Raw genomic sequence first — 24475 nt, 5'->3', positions numbered from 1 at the left:
CGTTCCCAGAACTGGTGGAGCGCCCGCGGATCACAGCCCGCCGGACAGCAGCGGCAGCTCGCGCAGCCGCACCCCCGCCGCAGAAAACAGCGCATTGGCGATCGCGGGCGCGATCGCGGGCACGCCGATCTCGCCGATCCCGCCGGGTTCCGCGTCGCTGCGCACGAATTCCACCTGGATATCGGGCATGTCGTCCAGCGCGGGCAGATTGGCCTCGCGCAGCCGCCGGACGGTGGCCAGCCCGCGCTCGAACCCCGTCGCCGCGCCCAGCGCCTGCGCCAGCCCCCAGACGATGCCGCCCTCGATCTGCTGGCGCGCGATGTCCGGATTGATCAGCCGCCCGGCATCGACCATCGCCGAGATGCGGCTAACGCGCACGCCGCGGTCGCCGGTCCGCGCGCTGGCGATCACCGCGATATATGAACCGCGCATGGCATGACAGGCGAGCCCCTGCCCTTCGCCGCCCGCGCCGCCGGTCCAGTTGGCCATCGCCGCCACGCCGGTGATGCAGGCGGCCAGGCGCGGTTGGCCGCCGAGCATCTGCATGCGAAAGGAAAGCGGCTCGATACTGGCCGCGATCGCCAGTTCGTCGAGAAAGGCTTCGACGAAAAAGGCGGTGTAGCTGTTCGCATTGCCCCTCCAGCGGCCGGTGGGGATGCCGATCCCGGCCGGGTAATGATCGACCGCGACATTGGGGATATTGTAGAGCGGCATCGCGCCCTCGACCGCCAGCGGATCGCACTCGTCCGCCACCGCCCGCCACGCCGCATGCGGCAGGTCCACGCGCACCAGACGGCGCATCTGTTCGCGCATCGTGGCAGGCACCGCGATCTTGGCGGAGAGACCGGCCAACTCGCCCGCCTGCCCGATCGCGCCGATCATCCTTGCCTTGGCCGGCGCGCGGTAATGGTCCTGCAGGCATTCCTCCGCGCGCGACCATGTCAGCTGCACCGGGCGGCCCATATGCCGGCTGATCAGCGCCGCCTCGACCGCGACGCCGTGATCGAGCGCGCGCCCGAACGCGCCGCCCGCCAGCATCGGATAGAGGATGACGTCGGACGCGGACACGCCGAGCGCGGCGGCCACCGCCTCGCGCGCCGCGGCGGGCGCCTGGCTCGCCGCCCAGACCTCCACCTTGCCGCCGCGCACCGATGCGGTGGCGCTGCGCGTCTCGATCCCGGCGTGGAGCGCGGGCGCGGCGTTGTACTCGGCCTCGAACACCCGCGTCCCGGCGGATTTCTCGAACGAAGCCAGCACCGATCCGCGCTCTGCGATGGTCCAACCCTTGCCGGTGCGCAGCGCTTCGGCGAGCGCGGTCTCGATCGAATCGTCGTCCGGCAGGGGTCCATGGGTCTCGAAGGTCGGCGCGAGCCGGTCGAGCGCGCGGTTGGCGGCCCACCCATTGTTCGCCACCGCCGCCAGCCAGCGATCGGTTGTCACCACATCGACCAGCCCGATGACGCCCTTGGCGCCGTCCCTGCTGAACTTGGTCAGCCTGCTATCGCCGATCGGGCCGTGCCGGATCGCGGCGTAGAGCATGTCGGGCAGGCGCACGTCGGCGGCGAATGTCGCGCTGCCGTCCAGCTTGGCGGGCACGTCGAGCCGCGGCATGTCCATCCCCGACAGCGCGTTGCGCGGCGTCGGCAGCAAAGGCACCGGATCGGGCGGATCGAGCGCGGCGGCCTCCTCCGCCAGTTCGCCGAAGCGCAGCCTTCTCCGTTCGTGGATGACGAAGCCGTCCACGGCCCGGCAGCTCTCCCACGGCACGTCCCAGCGCGCCGCCGCCGCCCGGCACAGCATCGCGCGCGCGGTTGCCCCGGCGATGCGCGCGGGCTGTTCGAACATGCGCACCGAGCTCGATCCGGCGGTGACCATGAACGCGCCGCGCGTCGCCAGCTCCTCCAGCGCATCGCCCAGCATCGGCTGGTCCTCGGCGCGGTCGGCCTGCGGCGGGAGCACGGCCGGCGCCCATTGCCTGGCGAGCAACACATTGGCGAACAGCGGATTGATCTCCGCCGGCTGCACCGCCACCGCGCGCCAATCCGCGCCGAGTTCACCGGCGACGATCTGCGCCAACAATGTGTAGACGCCCTGGCCCAGTTCGGCCTGCGGCACCGCCACCGTCACCCGTCCGTCGCGCGCGATCTTGAGCCAGGCGTCGAACACGCGCTCGTCCTCGGTCGCCGCAAAACCCGCACGATATTGGCGCGGCCACAGCGCCCAGCCGATCACGAGCCCACCGGCCGCCGCGCCGCCGATCAGCAGCGAACGTCGACTGAGCCCGCGGCCCTCCGTGCGATCCTCAGCCCTTGCGGACACCGAGACGCGGAATTTCGATCTTGGGACAGCGGTCCATGACCACCTTCAGGCCCGCCGCTTCGGCGCGCGCGGCGGCGGCTTCATCGATCACGCCGAGCTGCATCCAGACGGCGCCCGCACCCACCGCGATGGCTTCGTCGACCGCATCGCCCGCATCCTCGCTGTTGCGGAAGATGTCGACCAGATCGATCGGACCCTCGATATCGGCGAGCGATGCCACCACCGCTGCGCCGTGGATTTCGCTTGCCGCATGGCCCGGATTGACCGGGATCACGTCATAGCCCTGATCGAGCAAAAATTTGAGCACGCCGTTGCTCGCCCGCTGCGGCTTGGGCGAGGCCCCGACCATCGCGATACGCCGCGTCCGTTCGAGCAGCGCCTTGATATCCTCGTCTCGTTCAAGCGGCATCGGTTCGGCTCCCTTGGCTATCCATCCAGTCGATCACCTTGTCGGCAATAGCCATGAACGCGCCGCCTTGCACGCTATCTCCGGCGGCGGGCGGCACGCCGCCATCGCTGGCCGAACGGATCGCGATGTCGAGCGGGATGCGCCCCAGGAACGGCAGATCGAGCGCGCGGGCGGCCGCCTCCGCGCCGCCGCGGCCGAACGGATCGCTCAGCTCGCCGCAATGCGGGCAGACATAGCCCGCCATGTTCTCGACCAGCCCGATCACCGGCACGCCCGCCTTGTCGAAGAAGCCGATCGCGCGCGCCGCGTCGATCAGCGACAGGTCCTGCGGGGTGGAGACGATCACCGCGGCGGCGGGCTTGTGGCCCTGCACCATCGACAGCTGGATATCGCCGGTGCCGGGCGGCAGATCGATCACCAGTTCCCGGGCATCGCCCCAATGCGCATCGATCAATTGGCCGAGCGCCTTGCCCGCCATCGGCCCGCGCCAGGCCACCGCCTGTCCTGCGCCCACCAGCTGGCCCATCGACAGGAAGGGCACGTCATAAGCGCTCGCCACCGGCACCAGTTTCTTGCCCTCGGCTTCGGGTCGAACGCCCTCGCGGCCCATCAAGGTGGGGATGGAGGGGCCGTAGATATCGGCATCGACCAGTCCGACCGCGCGGCCGCGGCGCGCCATCGCCACCGCCAGATTGGCCGCAAGCGTGGACTTGCCGACGCCGCCCTTGCCGCTGCCGACCGCGATCAGTTTCGGTTTCGATCGTTCCGCGGTCATCGCGATGCGCAGCGCCCGGCCTTCGATCAGCACGCCCAGTTCGGACCGGATCACGTCTTCGAGCGCGCTACGCTCACCCTCGTCCAGACCCGCGACGTCGAGCATCACGGTGAGCGCCGCATCGTCCAGCCGCGCCAGCCGCGCCCGCCCGCCCGCCGCTTCGTGTAGCGCGGCCTCGATTTCGTCCGATGTCGCCAAGGGGGGTGTCGCCATGGGGCGCGGGCATAGGGACCAATTTCGCGCTTGGCACTGTTTTTCTGGGCCGCCGCTCCCTATAGCATGGAGCATGAGGGAAATTTCCAGCGCGTCCGGCAATGACGGTGACGGCACCGGCAATATGATGAACGACCAGGGTCCCTGGGGCGGTCCCAAAAAGGGCGGCGGCGACGGCGGCGGCGGTCCGCGCAATCCGTGGACGCCTCCGCCGCAGGGCCCGGGTGGCCCGCGCAAGCCGCGCGGCCCCTCGCTCGAGGAGCTTTTCCGCAATCGCGGGAAGTTCAACATGCCGGGCGATTCGGGCAATAAATCGCTGTGGCTGCTCGCGGTGGTCGCCTTGGTCGCGCTGTGGCTGGCCTTTTCCAGCGTCCATGTGCTGGGCGCCGAGGAAGAGGGCGTGGTGACGCGGCTGGGCGCCTACAACCGCACCGTCGGGCCGGGCTTCCACTTCACCCTGCCGCTGCCGCTCGAAAAGCTGCAAAAGGTCGATACCCAGGCGATCCGCACCACCCAGATCGGATCGACCGGGGCCAGCCAGGAAAATCTCATCCTGACCAGCGACCAGAACATCATCGACATGGCCTATGAAGTGCGCTGGTCGGTGCGCGATCCGCAACGCTTCCTGTTCCAGCTCGAGGACCCCGAGCAGACCGTGGCCGAAGTCGGCGAGAGCGCGATGCGCGCCGCCGTCGCCAATTTCGAGCTGATCTCCGCGATCGGTCCCGGCCGCGGCGAGATCGAGGGACAGGTGCGCGAGCGGATGCAGCAGATTCTCGACAGCTACCGCTCCGGCATCTCCGTGCAGGCGATCTCGATCCTGCAATCCGATCCCCCGGCCGAGGTCAACGAGGCGTTCAAGGAGGTCAACGCGGCCAAGCAGGAACGCGAATCGGCGATCAACAACAGCCGCGCCTTTTCGCAGCGGGTGATCGAACGCGCGCTGGGCGATACCGCGCGGTTCGACAAGGTCTATGCCGAATACCGGCTCGCCCCCGAAGTGACCCGCCGCCGCATCTATTACGAGACCATGGAAGGCGTGCTCGGCGATGTCGACAAGACCATCGTCGAGAGCGGCGGCAACGTAACGCCCTATCTGCCGCTGCCCGAACTCAAGCGCCGCGCCGAACAACCGGCGGCGCCGGTTGAGGCCGCGCCATGAACCGCACCGTCCTCGCCAGTCCGATGGCGATCGCCCTGATCGTGATCGCCGCCATATTGCTCGTGACGATGACGGTGTCGATCGTTCCGGAAACCAAGCAGGCGATCATCACCGCTTACGGCAAGCCCGATCGCATCGTGAACCCCTATCGCGCCAACGAGGATTTCGGCGCGACGCCGGGCAATCTGGTCGCGCGGATTCCGTTCATCGAGCAGATCCAGTTCATCGACAAGCGCATCCGCCGGGTCGAGATGGCGCGCCAGGAAGTGCTCTCGACCGACCAGCTGCGGCTGCAGGTCGATGCCTATGCGCGGTTCCGCATCACCGATCCGCTGCGCATGTATACCACTATCCGCACCGAGGATGCGCTCGCCGATCAGCTGCGCACGATCCTCGGTTCCAGCTTGCGCAACGAACTCGGCAAGCGCGCCTTTGCCACCTTGCTCAGCCCCGAACGCGGCCAGGTGATGGAGAACATCCAGACCGCGCTGAATATCGAGGCGAACAAATATGGCGCGCAGATCATCGACGTGCGCATCAAGCGCGCCGACCTGCCCGAGGGCACGCCGCTGCAATCGGCCTATGAGCGCATGCGCACCGCGCGCCAGCAGGAGGCGGTCGCGATCCGCGCCGAGGGCGAGAAGCAGGCCCAGATCATCCGCGCCGACGCCGAGGCGCAGGCCGCGCGGACCTATGCCGAAAGCTTCGGCAAGGACCCGGAATTCTACGATTTCTACCGCTCGATGGAATCCTACACGCGCACGTTCGAACAGGGCAAGGGCGGCACCAACATCGTGATTTCGCCCGACAACGACTATCTGCGAAACTTTCGTGGCGGCGGGAAATGACGGAAATGACGGGGGTACCTTGCGAACCCGCTTCCCTTAGTCGTCGCCCCAGCGGAAGCCGGGGTCTCGGCCGGATGGCTTTGACGCCCAAGATGCCAGTTTTCGCCGGCATGACGAACGGAGGGGAAGTTTGATAAGCGAAACGGGGATATTCAATCGCCGTTCAGCGTTTGCAGTGCATCCATTCGCCTTCTTCCGGGGGCGTCCGACCGCAGCTTTTCGACGAGGATTCAATTTTTGAGAGGACATTTCAACGTGCGCTATGCCTATGCCTTTACCGCAGCGCTTCTTCTGGGCGGCAGCACCGTCGCCCTGGTGAACGGCACGCCCGTCACCGCCCAGACCGCCCAGAACGAAGACCATGTCATGCGCGCGCTCGCGCCCGGCGGCGCGCCGATGAGTTTCGCCGATCTCGCCGCCCAGTTGCAGCCGGCCGTGGTCAACATCTCGACCAAGCAGACCGTCAAGGTGGAGAACAACCCGCTCGGCGGCCTGTTCGGCCAGTTCTTCGGCCAGCGCGGTGGCCAGCCGGCCCAGCCGCGCACGCAGGAAGCGCAGTCGCTCGGCTCCGGCTTCATCATATCCAGCGACGGCTATATCGTCACCAACAACCATGTCGTCGCGCCCGGCAATGAAAACGCGACGGTGGAATCGATCACCGTGATCATGCCCGACCGCACCGAATTTCCGGCCACCCTCGTGGGCCGTGACGAACAGTCGGACATCGCGGTGCTGAAAATCGACGCCAAGGGTTCCCTGCCCTTCGTGAAGCTGGGCGATTCGACTCAGGCGCGCGTGGGCGATTGGGTGCTGGCGATCGGCAATCCGCTCGGTCTCGGCGGTACCGTCACCAGCGGCATCGTCTCGGCGCTTTACCGCAATGTCGGCCCTGGCGGCGTGGATACCGGCGGGGCCTATGATCGCTTCATCCAGACCGACGCGGCGATCAACCAGGGCAATTCGGGCGGCCCCATGTTCAATCTCAACGGCGAAGTGATCGGCATCAACCGCGCGATCCTGTCGCCCACCGGCGGCAGCGTCGGTCTCGGCTTCGCGACGCCGTCCGAAGTCGCCGCGCCGATCATCAACGCGCTGAAGAGCGGCAAGACCGTGGAGCATGGCTATCTGGGTATCCAGTTCCAGCCGCTGAGCGACGATCTGGCTGCGTCCCTCCCGGGCGTTGCGGACAAGAACAGCGGTGCCTTCGTGCAAAGCGTCGTTCCGGGCGCCTCCGCCGAACAAGGCGGCGTCGAAGCCGGCGATGTCATCACCAGTATCAACCGTCAGGCCGTCACACGCGACAACACCCTCGCATTTATCGTGGCCAATATCCCGGTCGGCAACACTGTGCCGGTCGAAGTGATCCGCGATGGCAAGCGCCGGCGACTGAACGTTACGATCAGCCAGCGTCCTTCCGAGGAGGAATTGGCGAGCCTGTCCGGCGATGGTAACGAATTCCCCGAGCAGGACGATTCGATGGCCGAGGAAGCCGCGCGGACCGATCTCGGCATTTCCGCGCTCGATCTCACGCCCAATCTGCGCCGCCAGTTGCGGCTCGGCGCGGATGTGCAGGGCGTGGTGGTAAATGCCGTCGATCCGAACAGCGACGCCGCGCGCAAGGGCATCGAGCGCGGTTTGGTCATTCTTACCGTGGATGGTCGCGCCGTTGCTTCGGTTGGTGCGTTCGAAAGCGTGATCAGTGCGGCGCAACGTTCGAATAAGGAGGCGGTCCTGCTGCGCGTGCAAGCCCCCGGCGGGCAGCAGTCGCGCTTTATCCCGGTGCGTATCAAGGGCGAGTAATCGCGCTTTTGTGAATCGAAAGGGCTCCGGAGCGATCATGCTCCGGGGCCTTTTCTCAGGCGATCATGTGCTTTGCAAACGCTGTCGGATGGAAATTCAGAAACGGCATGGCTCCGCCTTTCTTCGTTCGTCATGGCGATCCCGCCCGAGACCCCGGCTTTCGCTGGGGTGACGAACAAATGAAACGGGTTTGCAAGGTACATAATCGCCTTTTCTTAAACTCACTCATCTGTCACTTCTGACGCATCATGACGGGAGCGTGAAGATGGCGAAGGACAGCGATGAAGCGATCTTCATCGGCCTCGGCGAGGGGGCGGGCGGCGGCGAGCCGCAATGGCTGAGCCTCAAGCGCTCCAACCGCCACGGGTTGATCGCGGGCGCCACCGGCACCGGCAAGACGATCACTTTGCAGGGCCTCGCCGAAAGTTTTTCGCGCGCCGGCGTTCCGGTGTTTCTGGCCGACGTCAAGGGCGATCTCGCGGGGATGGCGATGGCCGGGTCCCCCGACAGCAAGCTGCACGAACCCTTCACCAAGCGCGCCGCCGAAATCGGCTATGAAGATTATTCCTATGCCGACAACCCGGTGGTGTTCTGGGACCTGTTCGGCGAGCAGGGCCATCCGGTACGCACCACCATCTCCGAAATGGGGCCGTTGCTGCTCGGGCGCCTGCTGCAACTCAACGACACGCAGGCGGGCGTGCTGGAAATCGCCTTTCGCGCGGCCGACGACGGGGGCCTGCTTCTGCTGAACCTCGCCGACCTGCAGTCGCTGCTGCTCTGGGCCAGCGAGAACCGCAAGGAGCTGTCGGGCCAATATGGCAATGTCTCCACCGCCAGCGTGGGCGCGATCCAGCGCGCGCTACTGCAGCTCGATGCGCAGGGCGGCGCGCGCTTCTTCGGCGAACCGGCGATGGAGATCGCCGATCTGATCCGTGTGGACAAGGACGGGCGCGGCCAGGTCAATATCCTGTCCGCCGACAGGCTGATGCAGAGCCCGCGGCTCTATTCGACCTTTTTGCTGTGGCTGCTGTCCGACCTGTTCGAGGCGCTTCCCGAAATCGGCGATCCGGACAAGCCCAAGCTCGTCTTCTTTTTCGACGAGGCGCATCTGCTGTTCGACGAAGCGCCCAAGGTGCTGCTCGACAAGGTGGAGCAGGTGGTGCGGCTGATCCGCTCCAAAGGCGTGGGCGTCTATTTCGTGACGCAAAACCCGGTCGATATTCCCGAGGCGGTGGCGGGCCAGCTCGCGGGCCGCGTGCAGCACGCGCTGCGCGCCTTCACCCCGCGCGACAAGAAGGCGATCAAGGCGGCGGCCGAAACGTTCCGGGAGAATCCCGATCTCGATGTCGAGACCGCGATCACCGAGCTGAAGGTCGGCGAGGCGCTGGTATCGACGCTGATGGAGGACGGCGCGCCGTCGGTGGTGCAGCGCACGCTGGTCAAGCCGCCGCGCTCGCGCGCCGGGCCGCTGACGCCCAAGGAACGCGCGATCATCCGCTCGATCTCTCCCTTCGGCGACAAATATGATCAGGAGATCGACCGCGAATCCTGCGAGGAGATGCTCGCCAAAAAGGCGCAGGACGCCGCCGCGGCAGCGCGGGCGGTGGAGGAGAAGGGCGTCGAGGAGGTGCGCAAGGCACCGCGCCGCACCCGTTCGATCTGGGAAAAGGCCGGCAAGGCGGCGATGGGAGCCGCGGCGTCCTCTGCCGGAGCGATGATCGGACGGCGGATGTCGGGCCGTACGAGCCGCGCCTCACCCACCAGAAGCGCCGCCGGCGCGGCCGCCGGTTCGGTCGGGACCGAGCTTGGCAAGGCGATCGGCTTTCCGGGGCTCGGCCGGTTCGCACGCGGGCTGCTCGGCGGATTGATGCGTTAGCGTCAGTCCTGACGGCAGCCTTTGCGCTCCTGCGAAGGCAGGAGCCCATCATCGAACCTCCCCCGCTGGGCCCCGGCCTGCGCCGGGGCTCAAAAGCCTGAAGCTAGCGCTGCGATTCAAACCGCGTGCGCATCGATCCACTGGCGCGCCTGATCCATGATCCGCTGCCGCGCTTCGATCCGCGTTTTCACGACACCGATCGTCTGATCGACTGGCTTGCGCGCTTCCGCGCCCAGATTGGCCTTGGCATAGGCTTCCAGCTTCCCGATCGTCTCCGGCCGGTCCGATCCCGCCGCGATCCGCGCGACATAGCGTGACTGCGCGCTGTTATCGACGATCCGGTCGATGTCGCCGGGATGCGCCAGCGCGAAATCGAGCGCCATTTCCGGATGGCGAACGGCGACCGACGAAATGAGCGACGCGCCGATGGTCGCGCCGGGCTCGTCGGTGATGGCGAGGTCGAGCGCCTTGGCCGCCAGCATATCGTCCTTGGCGCCGCCCAGCGCCGAATAAAGCGCCGAGCGCTCGGTAAAGCCGCCCGCATCTTGCGCCAGCCGATGCAGTTGCTCCCATTCCGCCGGGGTGGCGTCGCGGGCGATGAGGCCGAGCCAGGTGGTCTTGAGCGGCCCGTCGAGCGCCTTGGGATCGGTCGCCAGTGCCTTGAGCAATCGTGTACGCTCGGCCTCGACCGACGCCAGGCCGGTGGCGCCGAGCGCGGAGATCAGCGTGGGGCGCAGCAGCGTTTCGCCGGCCGGCTCGCCATCCTTGACGGTGAAGCCGAGCCGGCTCAGCACCGGCGCATATTTCGCCTGAATCCGCTGGCCGATTTTTTCCTGCACCGCCGGCTCGTCCTCGAACAGGCCGTAGAGATTGGTCCAGCTGCCCAGCCCCTCGGCCAGCACCTTGGGATCGGCATCGGCGGGGATCGCGGCGACGAGATCGAGCGCGCCGCCGATCGGCTGATACCCGGCATAGGCGAGCGCGATATTGTCGTTCAGCAGGCCATATTGGTCGATCGGCTTGAGCGATGAGAAATTTTGCGCCAGCGCGGCCAGCTGCGGCGCGCCGTAGAGCGTGCGGTAATAGCCCGCCTGTCCGGCATTGACGAGCAGGGGCGCGCAGCCCGGCACGGTCATCTGCGTGGTTCTGCCCTCGGTCACCGCGTCGACGGTGCCGCCACCGACGGTCGATGCCAGCACGGGGACGTTCCAGCTTTGCGGCTTCGCGGCAACCGCCTCGCGCCGGTCGGCCGAGAACTCGCTCTGCGTCAGCGTGACGGCGGTGTCGCCGCCCCGGCATTGCGCCGCGCCGACCTGGATCAGCGGCACGCCCGGCTGCAGCGTGAACTGGTGCGCGATGCGGGTGAGGTTGTCCGCGCCCGCCGCCTCGACCGCCTTCCACAGATCGTCGGTGCGGGTGTTGCGATACTGATGCGCCTTGACGTAATCCTGCACGCCCTTGCGCCACACGTCGGCGCCGGCATAGGCCTCCAGCATGGCGATGACCGACTCGCCCTTGGAATAGGTGATCGAATCGAACGCCTGGTTGGTCTGCTCGACGGTGCGGATGGTCTGGACGATGGGATGCGTCGCCTCATAGGCATCCTGTCTCATCGCCGACTCGCGCGAGCCGACCCGGTCGATATCGGCGCCCCATTCCGGATGCAGCGTGCTCGTCGTCTTGTTCTCCATCCAGCTGGCAAAGCCCTCGTTCAGCCAGAGATCGTCCCACCAGGCCATGGTGACCAGATCGCCGAACCACTGATGCGCCATCTCGTGCGCGGCGACCGAAAAGATGCGCTGCCGATCCCCCTCGGAACTGATCGTCGGATCGTTGAGCAGGATGCGCTCGAAGGTGAAGATCGCGCCCCAGTTCTCCATCGCGCCGAAGAACTGCGACTGGCCGGGCCCGGCGATATTGTCGAGTTTCGGCAGCGGATAGGGCGTCCCGAAATAATCATTGTAGAAGGGCAGGATCGCCGCGGCGCTGTCGAGCGCATATTGCCCCTGATCGGCCTTGCCGCGGCTCATCACGATGCCGACATCGGTGCCGCCGGCTTGCCGGTGGATCCGCTCGAAATCGCCGAGCCCGAAGAACAGCAGATAGCTCGACATGGTCGGCGTGGTGCCGAACGTGACCTTGCTCATGCCGCCCCCGAGGTCTTCCGAAGACTTCACCGGCATGTTGCTCAGCGGCATCTGATCCGACGGAACCGTCGCCGTCAGGTCGAACACCGCCTTGTAATCGGGCTCGTCCCAGCTGGGCACGAAGCGGCGCGCGTCGGGCGCCTCGAACTGCGTGAACAGTCCACGCCGCTGGGTGCCGTCGGGATCCTTGTAATCGAGCGCGAACAGGCCGTTGGCCTGCGTGCTGATGGTGCCGGTGTAGACGATATCGAACCGATAGGCGCCCTTTGGCAGCTTCTCGCCGAAATCGAAGCTGGCGGTCTGCGCGTCGGCATCGAGCGTTATCTTCGCTTGATGGGGCGTGTTGTCCGACCCATAGATCGTCGCGCTGTCGATCGCCAGATCGGCGGCGTTCAGCACCAGCTTGTCGGTGGCCTTCACGATATCGAGCGCGATGCGCACCGAACCGCCAAAAGCCAAGGCTTGCGCATCGGGTGCGATCTGGATGCTGTAACGATGCGGGACGGCGGTTCGCGGGAGCTGCGTGGGAAGGCGGGTGTCGACCGTATCGGCTTGCGTAGCGGGCTTCGCGTCGGCGGCCGTGCCTTCGGCCATCTGCGCGGAAGCCGGAACGGCCAGAGCAAGCATCGAGGCGGCGGCGAACAAACGACCTGGGTTGCGAATCATGGGCATGGGGGAGCAGACTCCGGACAAAGCAAGGAAATTTTGCTCAGCCTATGCCTGTAAGGCGCCCCGTTCAAGCGACGATCCGATCACGGATCATGTTCGTCGAAGTTCGTCAGCCTTCGGTCTTGGGAAAGAAATATTCGGCCACGTCCTTGGCGATCCGCGTGGGCCGCAGCGTCTCGGCATCCAGGCAACACCAGCTCGATTTCACCTCCGCCAGCACCTCCTCGCCGCGCTTGATCACCGTTTCGTAAAAAGCGCGCGCGCCCTGCACCTTTTCCAGGATGACCTCGGCGAACACCTCGTCGTTGAGGAACGCCGGCTTGCGATAGGTGATCTCATGCTTCAACGCGACCCACAGATGCTCGGCCACCGCTTGGCGCGGAGCGATCTTCTGCCAATGCGCAACCACCGCGTCCTGAACCCACGACAAGTAATTGGCATTGTTGACATGACCCATGAAGTCGATGTCTTCGGGGGTGATATCGATGGCGTGGCTGTGACTGGCGGTCATGATACTTACAATAATGTCAGTTTTACATGAAGGGAAGATGAAAGCGGGCGAATTATTTGCACCTCACCCTCGACCGCGATAGGATGCAACCCCGGTGTCGGGCACCCACAGGCCGTTCGGCGCCGCGCCGCTCTGCCAGAACACATCGATCGGGATGCCGCCGCGCGGATACCAGTAACCGCCGATGCGCAGCCATGTCGGCTGCATTTCCTCGAACAGGCGGACGCCGATGCCCACCGTGCAATCCTCGTGGAAGGCGCAGTGATTGCGAAAGCTGCCGAGGAACAGTTTCAGCGATTTCGATTCGACGATGGTCTTGCCGGGCGCGTAATCGATTACCAGATGCGCGAAATCGGGCTGGCCGGTAACCGGGCAGAGCGAGGTGAATTCAGGCGCGGTAAATCTGACGCAGTAGAGTTGCCCGGCACGCGGATTGGGGACATAGTCCAGCTCCGCCTCGTCCGGAGCAGCGGGGAGCGGGCTGTCCCGTCCCAAAAAGCGGGGTTTCGTATCTTCGGCCATGACGGCATTCACTAAGGCGGACGCACCCATCTGTCATTCCCGAAAAACCGAACGAAATGCCGCCATGGGCTTGCTCCCGCTGGCGCTCATCGTGCTGCCGCTCGCCCCGGCAGCGGCGCAGCGGACGACCGATCCGTCGGGCGGCTTTCGTCTCGATCCGGTCCCGACACCCGCGCCAACGCCCGGCCCGGTGATCGCGCCGCTGCCGACGCCCGCGCCAGTCCCCAGCCCGACCCCGCGATCCCTGCCGACCGGCACGCAGGTTCCGGTCGCCGTGCCGACGCTTGCCCGCCCGCGCCCCAGCCCGGCACCCACGCCGCGCCCGGCCCCGACACCGGCATCCGCACCGCGTCCGACGTCTGCCGCTCCGCCGGTGCCCGCAACGCAAACGGTGCCCCAGTCCGACGCAATCCTTGCAGCGCCCGAAGCGACACCGACTGTCGAGGCGAGCACGCCGTCCATCGAAGCGCCGGACATTCCCGCCACGGCGGCGCCGGCCGCCATATCTTCGGAAGAACCGGAAGACGGTGCGCTCTGGCCATGGATCGCCGCCTTGCTGTTGCTCGCTCTTGGAGGAGCGTTCTGGTGGCGGCGTCGCAAACGGATGCAGTCGCTGCGCGATGAGAGCCTGGTCTACGAGGAGCCGGCGCAGGTCGATGAAGCGGTCGAAGCCGACGAACCGACCGCGGCAACCGCCGTGCTCCCCGTTCCGCAGCCCGAGCGCGCTATGGAGCCCGCGCCATCGACGGACACGCCCGCGGACGATCCTGCGTTGCCCGCCGCGCCTGCAAGCAAAAAGCCTGTTCCCAAGGGTGTCGTCACCTCGGACGCCGCGCCAGCTGCCGGCACCGTCCGCGCTTTTTCGGGACTGACCGGCACGCCGCCCCGGGCCGCGCCCGTTCAGCCCCGGGGGTCGCCGGTTCCTTCCGGTCTCGTCACCACGCGCATGGCGCCCCCGCCCGCCGCCGGTCGGCCGCAAATGGCGATGCAGCTCGATATTCTCGGCGCCGAGCAGACCGCGACCCATTTCATTCTTCAATATCGCTTGTGGATGATCAACCAGGGGCCGGGCCCAGCCGATGCGGCAGTGTTGCGTCTGGATGTGCTGCCCGGCGGGCCGGACACCCAGAAACAGGTCGACCGGTTCTTCCAGCGCGAACAGGCCCGCGGCCGGACCGTCACGATTCCCGCCATGGGACCGTCCAGCCGGACCCCGGTCGAGGGCGACATGCGCGTGCCACTCGATCCCGCGATAACCTTCCGCATGGAAGGGCGGCAGATGATCATTCCGCTGGTCGCCGCCGATCTCGATTATCGCTGGGGCGGGGGGCAGGACCGCAGCCAGGCCACCTTCGTGCTCGGCCGCGTCGGCGCGGCCGGGCAGGAACGGCTGGGACCGATCAACATCGATCTCGGCCCGCGCATCGTGCGAGGCATCGGCGCCAAGCCGGTCTAGGGCCAAAACCCTGGACGGATGAGGCGGCGGAACCAAGACCGCCGCTCCCGCGCTGGAACGGCGACCATGGCCGACCCGATTCTCATCCCCGTTCTGGGCGACCAGCTGTCGTTCGACCTCTCGTCGCTGGAAGGGGCGGAGCCCGAAAACTGCGTGTTGCTGATGATGGAGGTGGCGCAGGAAACGACCTATGTGCGCCACCACAAGGCCAAGATCGCCTATATCCTCTCGGCCATGCGCCACCACGCCGAAGCGCTGCGGGCGCGCGGCTGGACGGTCGATTATGTCGCACTGGGCGATCCCGACAACGATGGCAGCTTTTCCGGCGAACTCGCCCGCGCGATCGAGCGTCACAACCCTTCGGCGATCCGCGTGACCGAGGCGGGCGAATGGCGGGTGCGCGAGATGCTGGAAAACTGGGAGGAGCAGTTCGGTTTGCCGGTCACCATTTGCCCCGACACCCGCTTTCTTGCGACTCACAAGGAGTTCGAGGATTGGGCCGCGGGCAAGAAACAACTGCGCATGGAGTTCTTCTACCGCGAGATGCGGCGCAAGACGGGTATCCTGATGGACGAGGACGGCGAGCCGGCCGGGGGAAAGTGGAATTACGACAAGGAGAATCGCAAGCCCGCACCGGTGGGCGACTTGCTCATGCCTCGGCCGATCCGCTTCCGTCCGGACGATATCACGCAGGACGTGATCGCGACGGTGGAGGAGCGCTTCGCCGACCATCCAGGCACGACCAAGAACTTCCACTTCGCCGTCACGCACGAGGAGGCGATGCGGGCGCGCCGCCAGTTCCTAGACGAAGCTCTGCCGCAGTTCGGCGACTATCAGGACGCGATGCAGCGCGGGGAGCCGTTCCTGTGGCACTCGGTGCTCAGCCCGTACATCAACTCCGGCCTGCTCGATCCGATCGATCTGTGCCGCGATGTGGCGGCGCGCTACCGCGAGGGCAAGGTGCCGCTCAACGCCGCCGAGGGGTTCATCCGGCAGATCATCGGCTGGCGTGAATATATGCGCGGCATCTACTGGCGCGAGGGGCCGGATTATGTCGAGCACAACTTTTTCGGCGCGGACCGCGACCTGCCCGCTTTCTATTATGATGGCGCAACGGACATGGAGTGCATGGCGCAGGCGATCGGCCAGACGCTGGACCATGCCTATGCCCATCATATCCAGCGGCTGATGGTCACCGGCAATTTCGCCATGCTCGCGGGCGTCGATCCAAAACAGGTCCACGCCTGGTATCTGGAAGTCTATGCCGATGCCTATGAATGGGTCGAACTGCCCAATGTGCTGGGGATGAGCCAGTTCGGCGACGGCGGACTGCTCGCATCCAAACCCTATGCGGCGTCGGGCGCTTATATCGATCGCATGTCCGATTATTGCGGCGCCTGCCGCTATGATCCCGGGACCAAGACCGAATTCGACAGCTGCCCGTTCAACGCGCTCTACTGGGACTTCCTCGCCCGCAACGAGGACAAGCTGAAGGCCAACAGCCGCCTGGCGCTGGCCTATCGCAACTGGGAGCGCAAGGACGCCGGCGAAAAGATCGCGATCCGGGCCAAGGCGCGCGAGACGCTAAGCGCGATGGATGCGCTCTGACGGCACGGCAAGGCTTTTCAGACGCCCGGTATGGCGCTAGTCCTGCGCCTCTAATCAAGCGGGATGATGTCGATGGACCAATTAGTTTCAACCGAATGGCTGGCCGGCGAAATGGGCGCGAGCGATCTGCGTGTCGTCGATGCCACCTATTTCCTGCCCGATGCCGGGCGCAATGCCCGCGCCGAATATGAAGGCGGCCACATCCCTGGCGCGGTGTTCATGGATATTGCCGAACTCGCCGATGCGTCGGGCGACCTGCCCAATATGCTGCCGAGCGCCGAAAAATTCGCCAGCCGCATGCAGTCGCTCGGCCTCGGCGACGGCAGCCGCATCGTGCTGTACGACGATTCGCCGCTCAGGAGCTCGGCGCGCGCCTGGTGGATGCTGACCATGTTCGGCGCGCATTCGGTCGCCATCCTCGACGGCGGATTGCCCAAGTGGAAATCGGAGGACCGTCCGCTCGAAACCGGCAGGCCCGAGGTGCGCCATCGCCATTTCACGGTGTGGAAGGACGACAAGCAGGTCGCCAAAAAGGCCGACGTGATGGCGAACCTGCACGACAAGCATGCCGAACTGGTCGATGCCAGGCCGAGCGCTCGCTTCACCGGCGAAGAGCCCGAACCGCGGGGCGACCTCGCCAGTGGCCACATCCCCGGCTCCCATAGCACCCCGCACGGGCAATTCTTCCATGGCGACGGCACCTGGAAGACCGGCGATGAGCTGAAGGCGGTGTTCGAGGACGCCGGCGTCGATCTCGACAAGCCGATGATCACCAGTTGCGGCAGCGGCATGACCGCCGCGGTGCCACTCTTCGCCGTGCATCTGCTCGGCAAGGAGGACGTTCGTCTCTACGATGGTGCCTGGACCGAATGGGCCACCGACCCCCATACCCCCAAGGCAACGGCATAAGCCTCTTCACATCCAGCCTCCGTTCGTGCTGAGCTTGTCGAAGCACTGCTCTTCCACTTAGATCGTTGACGGAAGAAGTACGGCCCTTCGACAAGCTCAGGGCAACGGAGATTGAGATTGGTCGATAGAAAAGCCGGTGCAAAGCGCCCCGCCACCACGCTCGTAACTGGCGGTCGGCGCGAGGAATGGACCGGCGGCGCGGTGGTCAACCCGCCGGTCTGGCGCGGCAGCACGCATCTCTACGACAGCGTGGCCGGTCTGCGCGCGGCCAAGGGGGCGGTCCAGCCCAACGGCTTCTTCTACGGCCGCCGCGGCGGGCCGACGCATTGGGCGCTGGCCGACGCGTTGACCGAACTCGAGCCGGGCGCGGCGGGCACCTATCTCTTTCCCTCGGGCGTCGCGGCGATCGCCTGCGCGCTGCTCGCGGTGCTGAAGCCCGGCGACACGCTGCTCATGACCGACAACGCCTATGATCCCTCGCGCGGCTTCGCGAGCGACTGGCTCAGGCATTGGGGAGTGACCACGCGCTGGTTCGATCCGATGGCCGGCCTCGACGAGATCGCGGCGTTGATGGACGAAGACGGCGAGAACGGCCCGGCCGCCGCGATCCTGCTCGAAAGCCCCGGCAGTCTGACCTTTGAGGTGCAGGACGTCCCCGGCATTTGCGCCGCAGCCAAGGCACGCGGCTTGGCCACCCTGCTAGACAACACCTGGGCGACGCCGCTGTTCTTCCCGGCGATCACCAAGGGCGTCGATCTCACGATCCTGGCGGGCACCAAATATATCGGCGGGCATAGCGACCTGATGCTCGGCACCGTCACCGCGACCAAGCCCTACTGGACCGCCCTTCGCCGCACCGCCTTTCAGTTCGGCCAGGTAATTTCGCCCGACGACGCCTATCTCGCCCATCGCGGGCTGCGCACGCTCGACGTGCGGTTGCGGCGGCACGAGTCGAACGCGCTCGATATCGCACGCTGGCTCGAGCGCCGTTCCGAAGTCGGCGCGGTGCTGCATCCCGCTTTGCCCTCCTGCCCCGGTCACGCCACCTGGGCGCACGACTTCACGGGATCGACGGGTCTGTTCTCGTTCGTCTTGAGCGACGCGACCGACGCTCAGGCCGCGATGCTGATCGACGCGCTGTCCCTGTTCGGAATCGGTTACAGCTGGGGCGGATTCGAAAGCCTCGCGCTGCCGGTCGATCCGCGGCCCGACCGCAGCGCGACGCAGTGGACCGCCGATGGACCGCTGATTCGCCTGAGTATCGGACTGGAACACTCTGCCGATCTGATCGCCGATCTTGAACGCGGCTTCGCGGCGATGCATGACATGGGCGCATGAACGCGCTCGAAAACTGGCTGGCGAACCGGGGCATCGCCCTCGATTTGGATGTCAGCACCGCGCTGATCGCCTTCGGGCTGGTCGTTGCGGCCTGGCTCCTCGGCTGGCTGAGCGCCTCGGCCCTGGCACCTCGGATCGAAGCGTTCGTGCAGAACCGCCTGAAGCAGGATCCGCGCCCCAATCGCTGCAAGCGGATCGAACGGGTCGCGCGGTTCCTGATCGTGGCCATCCTGCTGCTGGTATTGTTTCAGGCGCATGCCTGGGGCCAGCTGTCGATCGCGATCATCGGGCTGAACCTGGCGGCCGCGTCCACGCTGTTCATCAATCGCGCGATCCGTTTCCTGCGCATGCCGCAATGGGCCGCATTGCTGCTGTCGGGCGTGGTGTTCCTGTTCGTCGTCAATGGGCTGTTGCAGGGTTTTCAAGGCATCGAACCGCTGAGCAACGAGCTCGACCGGATCGGGTTCGATGCCGGCAAGACGCGCGTATCGGCGCTGACCGTCCTGCAATGGGCCGTCACCGCGGTGCTGCTGTTCGCGCTGGTGCGCTTCGTCAACCGGCTGACGCGTCACTTCATCGACGGCACGCGGCGGCTCGATCCGGCGCAGAAGCTGCTGGTGGAGAAGCTGGCGGGGATCGGGGTCATCGTCGTCGCTTTCTTCGTCGGGATCGATTTCCTCGGGATCGACCTCACCGCCCTGGCGGTGTTCTCCGGCGCCTTCGGCCTGGCCATCGGTTTCGGTTTCCAGAAAACCTTCGGCAATCTGATTTCGGGCATCATCCTGCTGATGGACCGCTCGATCAAGCCGGGCGACGTGATCGCGGTGGGAGACAGCTTCGGCTGGGTCAACAAGATCGGCGTCCGCGCGGTCTCGATCGTCACCCGCGATGGCAAGGAGCATCTGATCCCGAACGAAGTGCTGATGACCGAAGAGGTCGAGAACTGGAGCTATTCAAGCAAGAATGTGCGCGTGCGTATTCCGGTCGGCGTGTCCTACGCCTCCGACATGGAACTGGCGGTCAAGCTGATGCTCCAGGCCGCCGAAGAGAGCCCGCGCGTGCTCGATCTGCCGCGGGCGAATGTGTGGTGGAGCGAATATGGCGAGAGCAGCGTCAATTTCGAAATCCTCGTCTGGATCAAGGACCCGGAAGAGGGGGTCGGCAACGTGCGGTCCGACGTGCTGCGCAGGCTGTGGTTCCTGTTCAAGGACAACGGCATCGAAATTCCGTTCCCGCAGCGAGACCTCAACCTGCGCAAACTGCCGGACGGCCTGATCGAGCGGTTGGCCGACCCGCGGCCAAATGGCAACATCGACGAATAAAATTGCGCATATAAGCTTCTCCACGCAGTTTTTTTATTTGTGCGATGCAACACATCTGATCTATGCCGAATTCGATTGATCGAGCGAGGCGCGTTCCTTTCGGGGCGCGGTCACATAAAAACGCTGATCTTCGCAGGTGGGATGAGACGCATCATACCAGAAAAAGGGGAATAGAAATGCGCACGTCCTTTATCGGCCTTTTGGGCCTTACCCTCTCCACCATGCTCGCCGTTCCCGCCCTTGCGCAGGATGCGGGCCCCGAGCATACCGAGCCGGACGGTCCGACCTACGACACCGCGCCGCCGAGCGCGTTCGAGCTTTCGGCCAACGTCGCGCTCGTGACCGACTACCGCTTCCGCGGCGTCAGTCTGTCCGACGGCGACATCGCCATCCAGGGCGGGTTCGACGTCAAGCATTCGAGCGGCTTCTACGTCGGCGCATGGGCCAGTTCGCTGGAAGATTCGCCGCGATACGGCCATACCGAGCTCGATCTCTACGGCGGCTGGTCGGGCGAGGTCGCCTCGGGCATCACGGTCGACGCGGGCCTTCTCTATTACGTCTATCCCAACGGTGACAAAGCCGTCGGTGGGCCGAGCGACTATTTCGAACCCTATGCCTCGGTCAGCGGCCAATTGGGTCCGGTCTCGGCCACCGCCGGCATCGCCTATGCCTGGGGCGGCCAGGATGCGCTGGGCGGCGACGACAACACCTATCTCTATCTCGACCTCGGCAGCGGCATTCCGAACACGCCGGTCAGCATCAGCGCGCATGCCGGCTATACCGACGGCGTGCTGTCGTTCGATAGCGACAGCACCAGCTGGGACTTCTCGCTCGGCGCGAGCTACGCCATTACCGGCAACCTGTCGGCGGGCGTCACCTATACCACCGTCGAAGGCCCGGTGGTCGACGATCTGACCAACGACGGCTTCTTCGCCACGCTGTCGGCGACGTTCTGAGAAACGGGGCAGGTGGCCGCTTGCGGTCCCTGCCCCACTCACCGTGTCGGCCTCGGCACCTCGCCCGAATAATCGTAGAAACCGCGGCCCGATTTGCGGCCGTACCAGCCCGCCTCGACATATTTGACGAGCAGCGGCGCGGGGCGGAACTTGGGATCGCCGGTGCTGGCGAAGAGCACGTTGACGATCTCCAGGCACGTGTCGAGCCCGATGAAATCGGCCAGCGTGAGCGGCCCCATCGGGTGGTTGAGGCCCAGGCGGCAGGCGGCGTCGATATCCTCGATGCTCGCCACGCCCTCGCCCAGCGCGAAGCAGGCCTCGTTGAGCATCGGCATCAGCACGCGGTTGACGATGAAACCGGGCGCGTCATTGGCGAACACCATCTGCTTGCCCAGCGCCTTGCCGTAGCCGCGCACGATCTCGACCGTCTCATCGCTGGTGGCGAGGCCGCGGATCACCTCGATCAGGTCCATCACCGGCACGGGGTTGAAGAAATGCACGCCGATGAAGCGCGCCGGATCGGGCGAGGCCTGCGCCAGCCGCGTGATCGGGATCGACGAGGTGTTCGAAGCCAGCACCGCCTTGTGGCCGAGGATCTTGCCGACTTCGGTGAAGATGGTGCGCTTGACTTCCTCGCGCTCGGTCGCCGCCTCGATCACCAGGCCGGCGGTGGCCATCTTTTCGAAGCTGGACAGCGGCTCGATCCGGCCCAACGCGGTCTCGGCGGCCTGCTTCTCCAGCTTGTCCTTTTCGACCAAGCGGTTCAGCCGCTTTTCGATATCAACCTTGGCCTTGTCGGCGACCTCCTGGCTGATGTCGGCGAGGAAAACATGATAGCCCGCCGCGGCGGAAACCTGCGCGATGCCCGCGCCCATCTGGCCGGCGCCGATGACCCCGATGCTGTTCATGCTGATTCCTTCGGGCTGGAGGCGGATGCCGGGCCGCTTAAACTGTCAAAGTTTCCCGCAGACCCGGGTTAAGAAAAAACCATTCTCAACTAGCTGTAAACTTAAGCGCGGGGTTTGCCGAACCGGGCTTGCGCAGCAGGGGGAAAACGCATTCTTCATAGACTCCCTTATGGCAGCTTCGCCTCGTGTAGGACAGGATTTTTCCTCCGACCTTTCACCGTCATTCCGGCGAAAGCCGAAATCCAGGGACCAGCGGCATTGCCATCTCGCCCTAGATCCCGAGTCAAGCCCGGGATGACGTAGCTTAGCAGGCTGGAATGCTCCTCAAGGCGCGAACCGGTCCGGCGCGGCCTCGGCCAAAATCAGCGAGAACCAGCCCTTGTCGTCGGTCCATTCGCGGATCGGTTCCCAGCCGCCCGCGCGCAGCAGCAGGCGCGAATCGCGCGGCTTGAACTTGTGGCTGTTCTCGGTATGGATGGTCTCGCCCTTACCCATGTGGAAGCGTTTCTCGGCAACGGTGAAATCCACGTCCTCGGTCGCCTCGATATGCATTTCGATGCGCGAATGGCTCTCGTTCCACACGGCGCAATGTTTGAACTTGCCGCGCGGGATGTCGCCGTCCAGCTCGCGGTTGATGCGATCCAGCAGATTGAGGTTGAACGCGGCGGTCACCCCGGCGGCATCGTCATAGGCCGGTACCAATATCGTTTCGCTCTTCACCCGGTCCATCCCGATCAGCAGCAGCGCGCCCTCACCCAGATTGTCGCGCATCCGCCGCAGCAGGTCGACGCCCGTGCGCGGCACCATATTGCCGATGGTCGAGCCGGGAAAAAAGCCGATACGCGGAAGCTTTTGCGCCGCTTCGGGCAAGGTCACCGGATGCATGAAATCGGCCTCGACCGGCGCGACCGGCAGCCCGGGGAAACTCCTGGCCAGCGCCTCGGCACTCTCGCGCAGAAAATCGCCGCTGATGTCGATCGGTACATAGACCGCCGGGTCGACCGCCTGCAGCAGGATCGGCGTCTTCACCGAACTGCCCGATCCGAATTCGATCACCGCATGGCCGGTGCCCGCGATCTCGGCGACTTCCGGGCAATGCTTTTCAAGAAGAGCCCGTTCGGTGCGCGTGGGATAATATTCGGGTAGCCCGGTAATCTCCTCGAACAGGCCCGATCCGGCATGGTCGTAGAGCCAGCGCGCCGGAATGGCGCGCGGATCGCTGCCAAGGCCGCGCAGCACGTCGCCGCGGAACGCATCGTCCAGGGCGCCAGTGGTCCCGGCGTCGGTATCGGTCATGCTCTGCCCCTGGTTATTCAAGCCCAATGGTTCGTCATGCCAGCGAAAGCTGGCATCTCGGGCCATGAGCTATTGCGCCCTAGACCCCAACTTTCGCTGGGGTGCCGAAGTCTTCTATCCATAGTCGCAATCGCCCGACAGGGCGTTACCCTCCTCACAAATCCTTCGCCAGGCGCAGGCCGGTGAATTGCCAGCGCTGGTGCGGATAGAAGAAATTGCGGTAGCAGGCGCGCACATGGCCGCGGGGCGTGGCACAGCTGCCGCCCTTCAGCACGAACTGCCCGCTCATGAACTTGCCGTTATATTCGCCGACCGCGCCCGAGGCCGGTTTGAAACCGGGATAAGGACGGAACGCGCTGCCGGTCCATTCCCACACGTCCCCGAACATCTGGGCCAGGCCGTCGCCTTTTGGCGCGGGCGCGGGGCGGATCGCGCCCGCGCGGCCCAGCTGGTTGCCGCCCGCCGCGTCGAGCCCGGCGGCGGCGCTTTCCCATTCGGGCTCGGTCGGCAGGCGGGCGCCGGCCCAGCTCGCATAGGCATCGGCCTCGTACAGGCTGACATGGCACACCGGCGCGGCGGCATCGACCGGCTGCATGCCATCGAGCCCGAACTGGCCCCAGCCGCCATCTTCACGCTGCTGCCAGTAAAGCGGCGCTTCGATGCCTTCGGCCCGCACCCAGGCCCAGCCGTCGGACAGCCAGTGGCGCGGATCGTCATAGCCGCCGTCCGCCATGAACTGCTCCCACTCGCCATTGGTGACGCAGCGGCTGGCCAGTGCATGGTGGGTGAGCAGAGCTTCGTGGCGCGGTCCCTCGCAATCATAGGCGAAACCTTCGGCATCATGACCGAGATCGACCACGCCGGTTTTGCCCTCGATCCAGCGCAGCGGCGCTGGCTCGGCCGCGTGGAGGCGGCGGGGCGCGGGCCAGATCGCCGGTTTGGTCGGGTTGCGCGAAAACAAATGCAGAAGGTCGGTCTGGAACAGTTCCTGATGCTGCTGCTCGTGATGGATGCCCAGCTCGAGCAGCGTCAGCGCCTCGTCCGGCAACGCATCGAAATGCTCCGCCACCGCGGCATCGACATGCGCGCGGTACGCCCGCACCTCGTCCAGCGAGGGCCGCGTGATCATGCCGCGCCGGCGGCGATCGTGACGATCACCCTCCGCCTCGTAATAGCTGTTGAACAGATAGGCGAAGTCCGCGTCATAGGCCTCATAGCCCGGCACATGGTCGCGCAGGACGAAGGTTTCGAAGAACCAGCTGGTATGCGCCATGTGCCATTTGGACGGCGAGGCGTCGTCCATCGACTGGACGGTGGCATCGGCGTCGGACAGCGGCTCGGCAAACGCGAGGGTGAGCGCGCGCGTGGCCTGAAAATCGCGCAGCTGCGCGGCGTCGGCTTGGGCTATGATCGGCTGGGTCGACATGGCAG

19 protein-coding genes are annotated in these 24475 nt (G+C 65.7%); 10 read left to right on the top strand and 9 right to left on the bottom strand.

What is annotated here, in order from left to right; translation table 11 throughout:
• Positions 1-30 precede the first annotated feature (30 nt).
• From ACOQPC_RS01815 to ACOQPC_RS01805, 3 genes are read right to left on the bottom strand one after another with little or no spacing between them, the layout of a single operon-like run.
• On the bottom strand, positions 31-2319 hold the full coding sequence (locus tag ACOQPC_RS01815) for a molybdopterin cofactor-binding domain-containing protein (protein WP_420606966.1): 2289 nt from the start codon (positions 2317-2319) through the stop codon (positions 31-33).
• A complete protein-coding gene (locus ACOQPC_RS01810; protein WP_420606965.1) occupies positions 2303-2728 on the bottom strand; it encodes a CoA-binding protein in 426 nt (141 codons plus the stop codon). The genes ACOQPC_RS01815 and ACOQPC_RS01810 overlap by 17 nt, the downstream gene beginning before the upstream one ends.
• A complete protein-coding gene (locus tag ACOQPC_RS01805; protein ID WP_420606964.1) occupies positions 2718-3716 on the bottom strand; it encodes an Mrp/NBP35 family ATP-binding protein in 999 nt (332 codons plus the stop codon). Before ACOQPC_RS01805 ends, ACOQPC_RS01810 begins: the two co-directional genes overlap by 11 nt.
• A gap of 124 nt (positions 3717-3840) precedes the next feature.
• Between ACOQPC_RS01805 and hflK the strand changes: the two genes are divergently transcribed.
• The 4 genes from hflK (at position 3841) to ACOQPC_RS01785 (ending at position 9402) form a co-directional block, all read left to right on the top strand.
• Positions 3841-4878 (top strand): protease modulator HflK, encoded by a 1038-nt coding sequence (gene hflK / locus ACOQPC_RS01800; RefSeq protein ID WP_420608189.1) that lies wholly within the window; start codon positions 3841-3843, stop codon positions 4876-4878.
• Positions 4875-5726 carry a protease modulator HflC gene (gene hflC, locus ACOQPC_RS01795; protein WP_420606963.1) on the top strand — a complete coding sequence of 284 codons (852 nt, stop codon included), beginning with the start codon at positions 4875-4877 and terminating at the stop codon, positions 5724-5726. The genes hflK and hflC overlap by 4 nt, the downstream gene beginning before the upstream one ends.
• 237 nt (positions 5727-5963) lie before the next feature.
• Complete coding sequence (locus tag ACOQPC_RS01790) at positions 5964-7526, top strand: Do family serine endopeptidase (protein ID WP_420606962.1); 1563 nt, start codon at positions 5964-5966, stop codon at positions 7524-7526.
• A 265-nt stretch (positions 7527-7791) separates the two neighbouring features.
• Entirely contained in the window at positions 7792-9402 is a 1611-nt protein-coding gene (locus ACOQPC_RS01785) for a helicase HerA-like domain-containing protein (RefSeq protein ID WP_420606961.1), read from the top strand.
• A 116-nt stretch (positions 9403-9518) separates the two neighbouring features.
• Here ACOQPC_RS01785 and ACOQPC_RS01780 read toward each other — a convergent pair whose 3' ends face one another.
• From ACOQPC_RS01780 to queF, 3 genes are all read right to left on the bottom strand, one after another.
• Complete coding sequence (locus tag ACOQPC_RS01780; RefSeq protein WP_420606960.1) at positions 9519-12221, bottom strand: M1 family metallopeptidase; 2703 nt, start codon at positions 12219-12221, stop codon at positions 9519-9521.
• Positions 12222-12327: 106 nt separating this feature from the next.
• Positions 12328-12729 carry an acyl-CoA thioesterase gene (locus tag ACOQPC_RS01775; RefSeq protein WP_420606959.1) on the bottom strand — a complete coding sequence of 134 codons (402 nt, stop codon included), beginning with the start codon at positions 12727-12729 and terminating at the stop codon, positions 12328-12330.
• Between the two features lie 63 nt (positions 12730-12792).
• Positions 12793-13251 (bottom strand): preQ(1) synthase, encoded by a 459-nt coding sequence (queF, locus tag ACOQPC_RS01770; protein ID WP_420606958.1) that lies wholly within the window; start codon positions 13249-13251, stop codon positions 12793-12795.
• 64 nt (positions 13252-13315) lie between these two features.
• On the opposite strand from queF, the gene ACOQPC_RS01765 reads away from it, so the two are divergent.
• The 6 genes from ACOQPC_RS01765 to ACOQPC_RS01740 all read left to right on the top strand — a co-directional run bounded on the left by ACOQPC_RS01765 (position 13316) and on the right by ACOQPC_RS01740 (position 20840).
• Positions 13316-14707 (top strand): hypothetical protein, encoded by a 1392-nt coding sequence (locus ACOQPC_RS01765; RefSeq protein WP_420606957.1) that lies wholly within the window; start codon positions 13316-13318, stop codon positions 14705-14707.
• Positions 14708-14773: 66 nt separating this feature from the next.
• Positions 14774-16315 (top strand): cryptochrome/photolyase family protein, encoded by a 1542-nt coding sequence (locus tag ACOQPC_RS01760; protein ID WP_420606956.1) that lies wholly within the window; start codon positions 14774-14776, stop codon positions 16313-16315.
• A 72-nt stretch (positions 16316-16387) separates the two neighbouring features.
• On the top strand, positions 16388-17224 hold the full coding sequence (gene sseA / locus ACOQPC_RS01755; protein WP_420606955.1) for a 3-mercaptopyruvate sulfurtransferase: 837 nt from the start codon (positions 16388-16390) through the stop codon (positions 17222-17224).
• Between the two features lie 117 nt (positions 17225-17341).
• Positions 17342-18562 (top strand): cystathionine beta-lyase, encoded by a 1221-nt coding sequence (metC, locus tag ACOQPC_RS01750; RefSeq protein WP_420606954.1) that lies wholly within the window; start codon positions 17342-17344, stop codon positions 18560-18562.
• A complete protein-coding gene (locus ACOQPC_RS01745) occupies positions 18559-19884 on the top strand; it encodes a mechanosensitive ion channel family protein (RefSeq protein ID WP_420606953.1) in 1326 nt (441 codons plus the stop codon). The genes metC and ACOQPC_RS01745 overlap by 4 nt, the downstream gene beginning before the upstream one ends.
• 176 nt (positions 19885-20060) lie before the next feature.
• Positions 20061-20840, top strand: coding sequence for a TorF family putative porin (locus tag ACOQPC_RS01740; RefSeq protein ID WP_420606952.1), 780 nt, complete (start codon positions 20061-20063; stop codon positions 20838-20840).
• Between the two features lie 38 nt (positions 20841-20878).
• Here the strand turns inward: ACOQPC_RS01740 and ACOQPC_RS01735 are convergent, their stop codons facing one another.
• From ACOQPC_RS01735 to egtB, 3 genes are all read right to left on the bottom strand, one after another.
• The gene (locus tag ACOQPC_RS01735) at positions 20879-21748 is read right to left on the bottom strand and encodes a 3-hydroxyacyl-CoA dehydrogenase NAD-binding domain-containing protein (protein WP_420606951.1); all 870 of its coding nucleotides are present in this window, start codon (positions 21746-21748) and stop codon (positions 20879-20881) included.
• Between the two features lie 324 nt (positions 21749-22072).
• Complete coding sequence (egtD, locus tag ACOQPC_RS01730; RefSeq protein WP_420606950.1) at positions 22073-23044, bottom strand: L-histidine N(alpha)-methyltransferase; 972 nt, start codon at positions 23042-23044, stop codon at positions 22073-22075.
• A 154-nt stretch (positions 23045-23198) separates the two neighbouring features.
• Positions 23199-24470 (bottom strand): ergothioneine biosynthesis protein EgtB, encoded by a 1272-nt coding sequence (gene egtB / locus ACOQPC_RS01725; RefSeq protein WP_420606949.1) that lies wholly within the window; start codon positions 24468-24470, stop codon positions 23199-23201.
• Positions 24471-24475 lie beyond the last annotated feature (5 nt).

This window comes from Novosphingopyxis sp. (genome assembly GCF_965218915.1).
GTDB lineage: Bacteria > Pseudomonadota > Alphaproteobacteria > Sphingomonadales > Sphingomonadaceae > Novosphingopyxis.
Note: the sequence above shows the minus strand (reverse complement) of the source record. Positions and strands in the feature narration are given on the sequence as shown.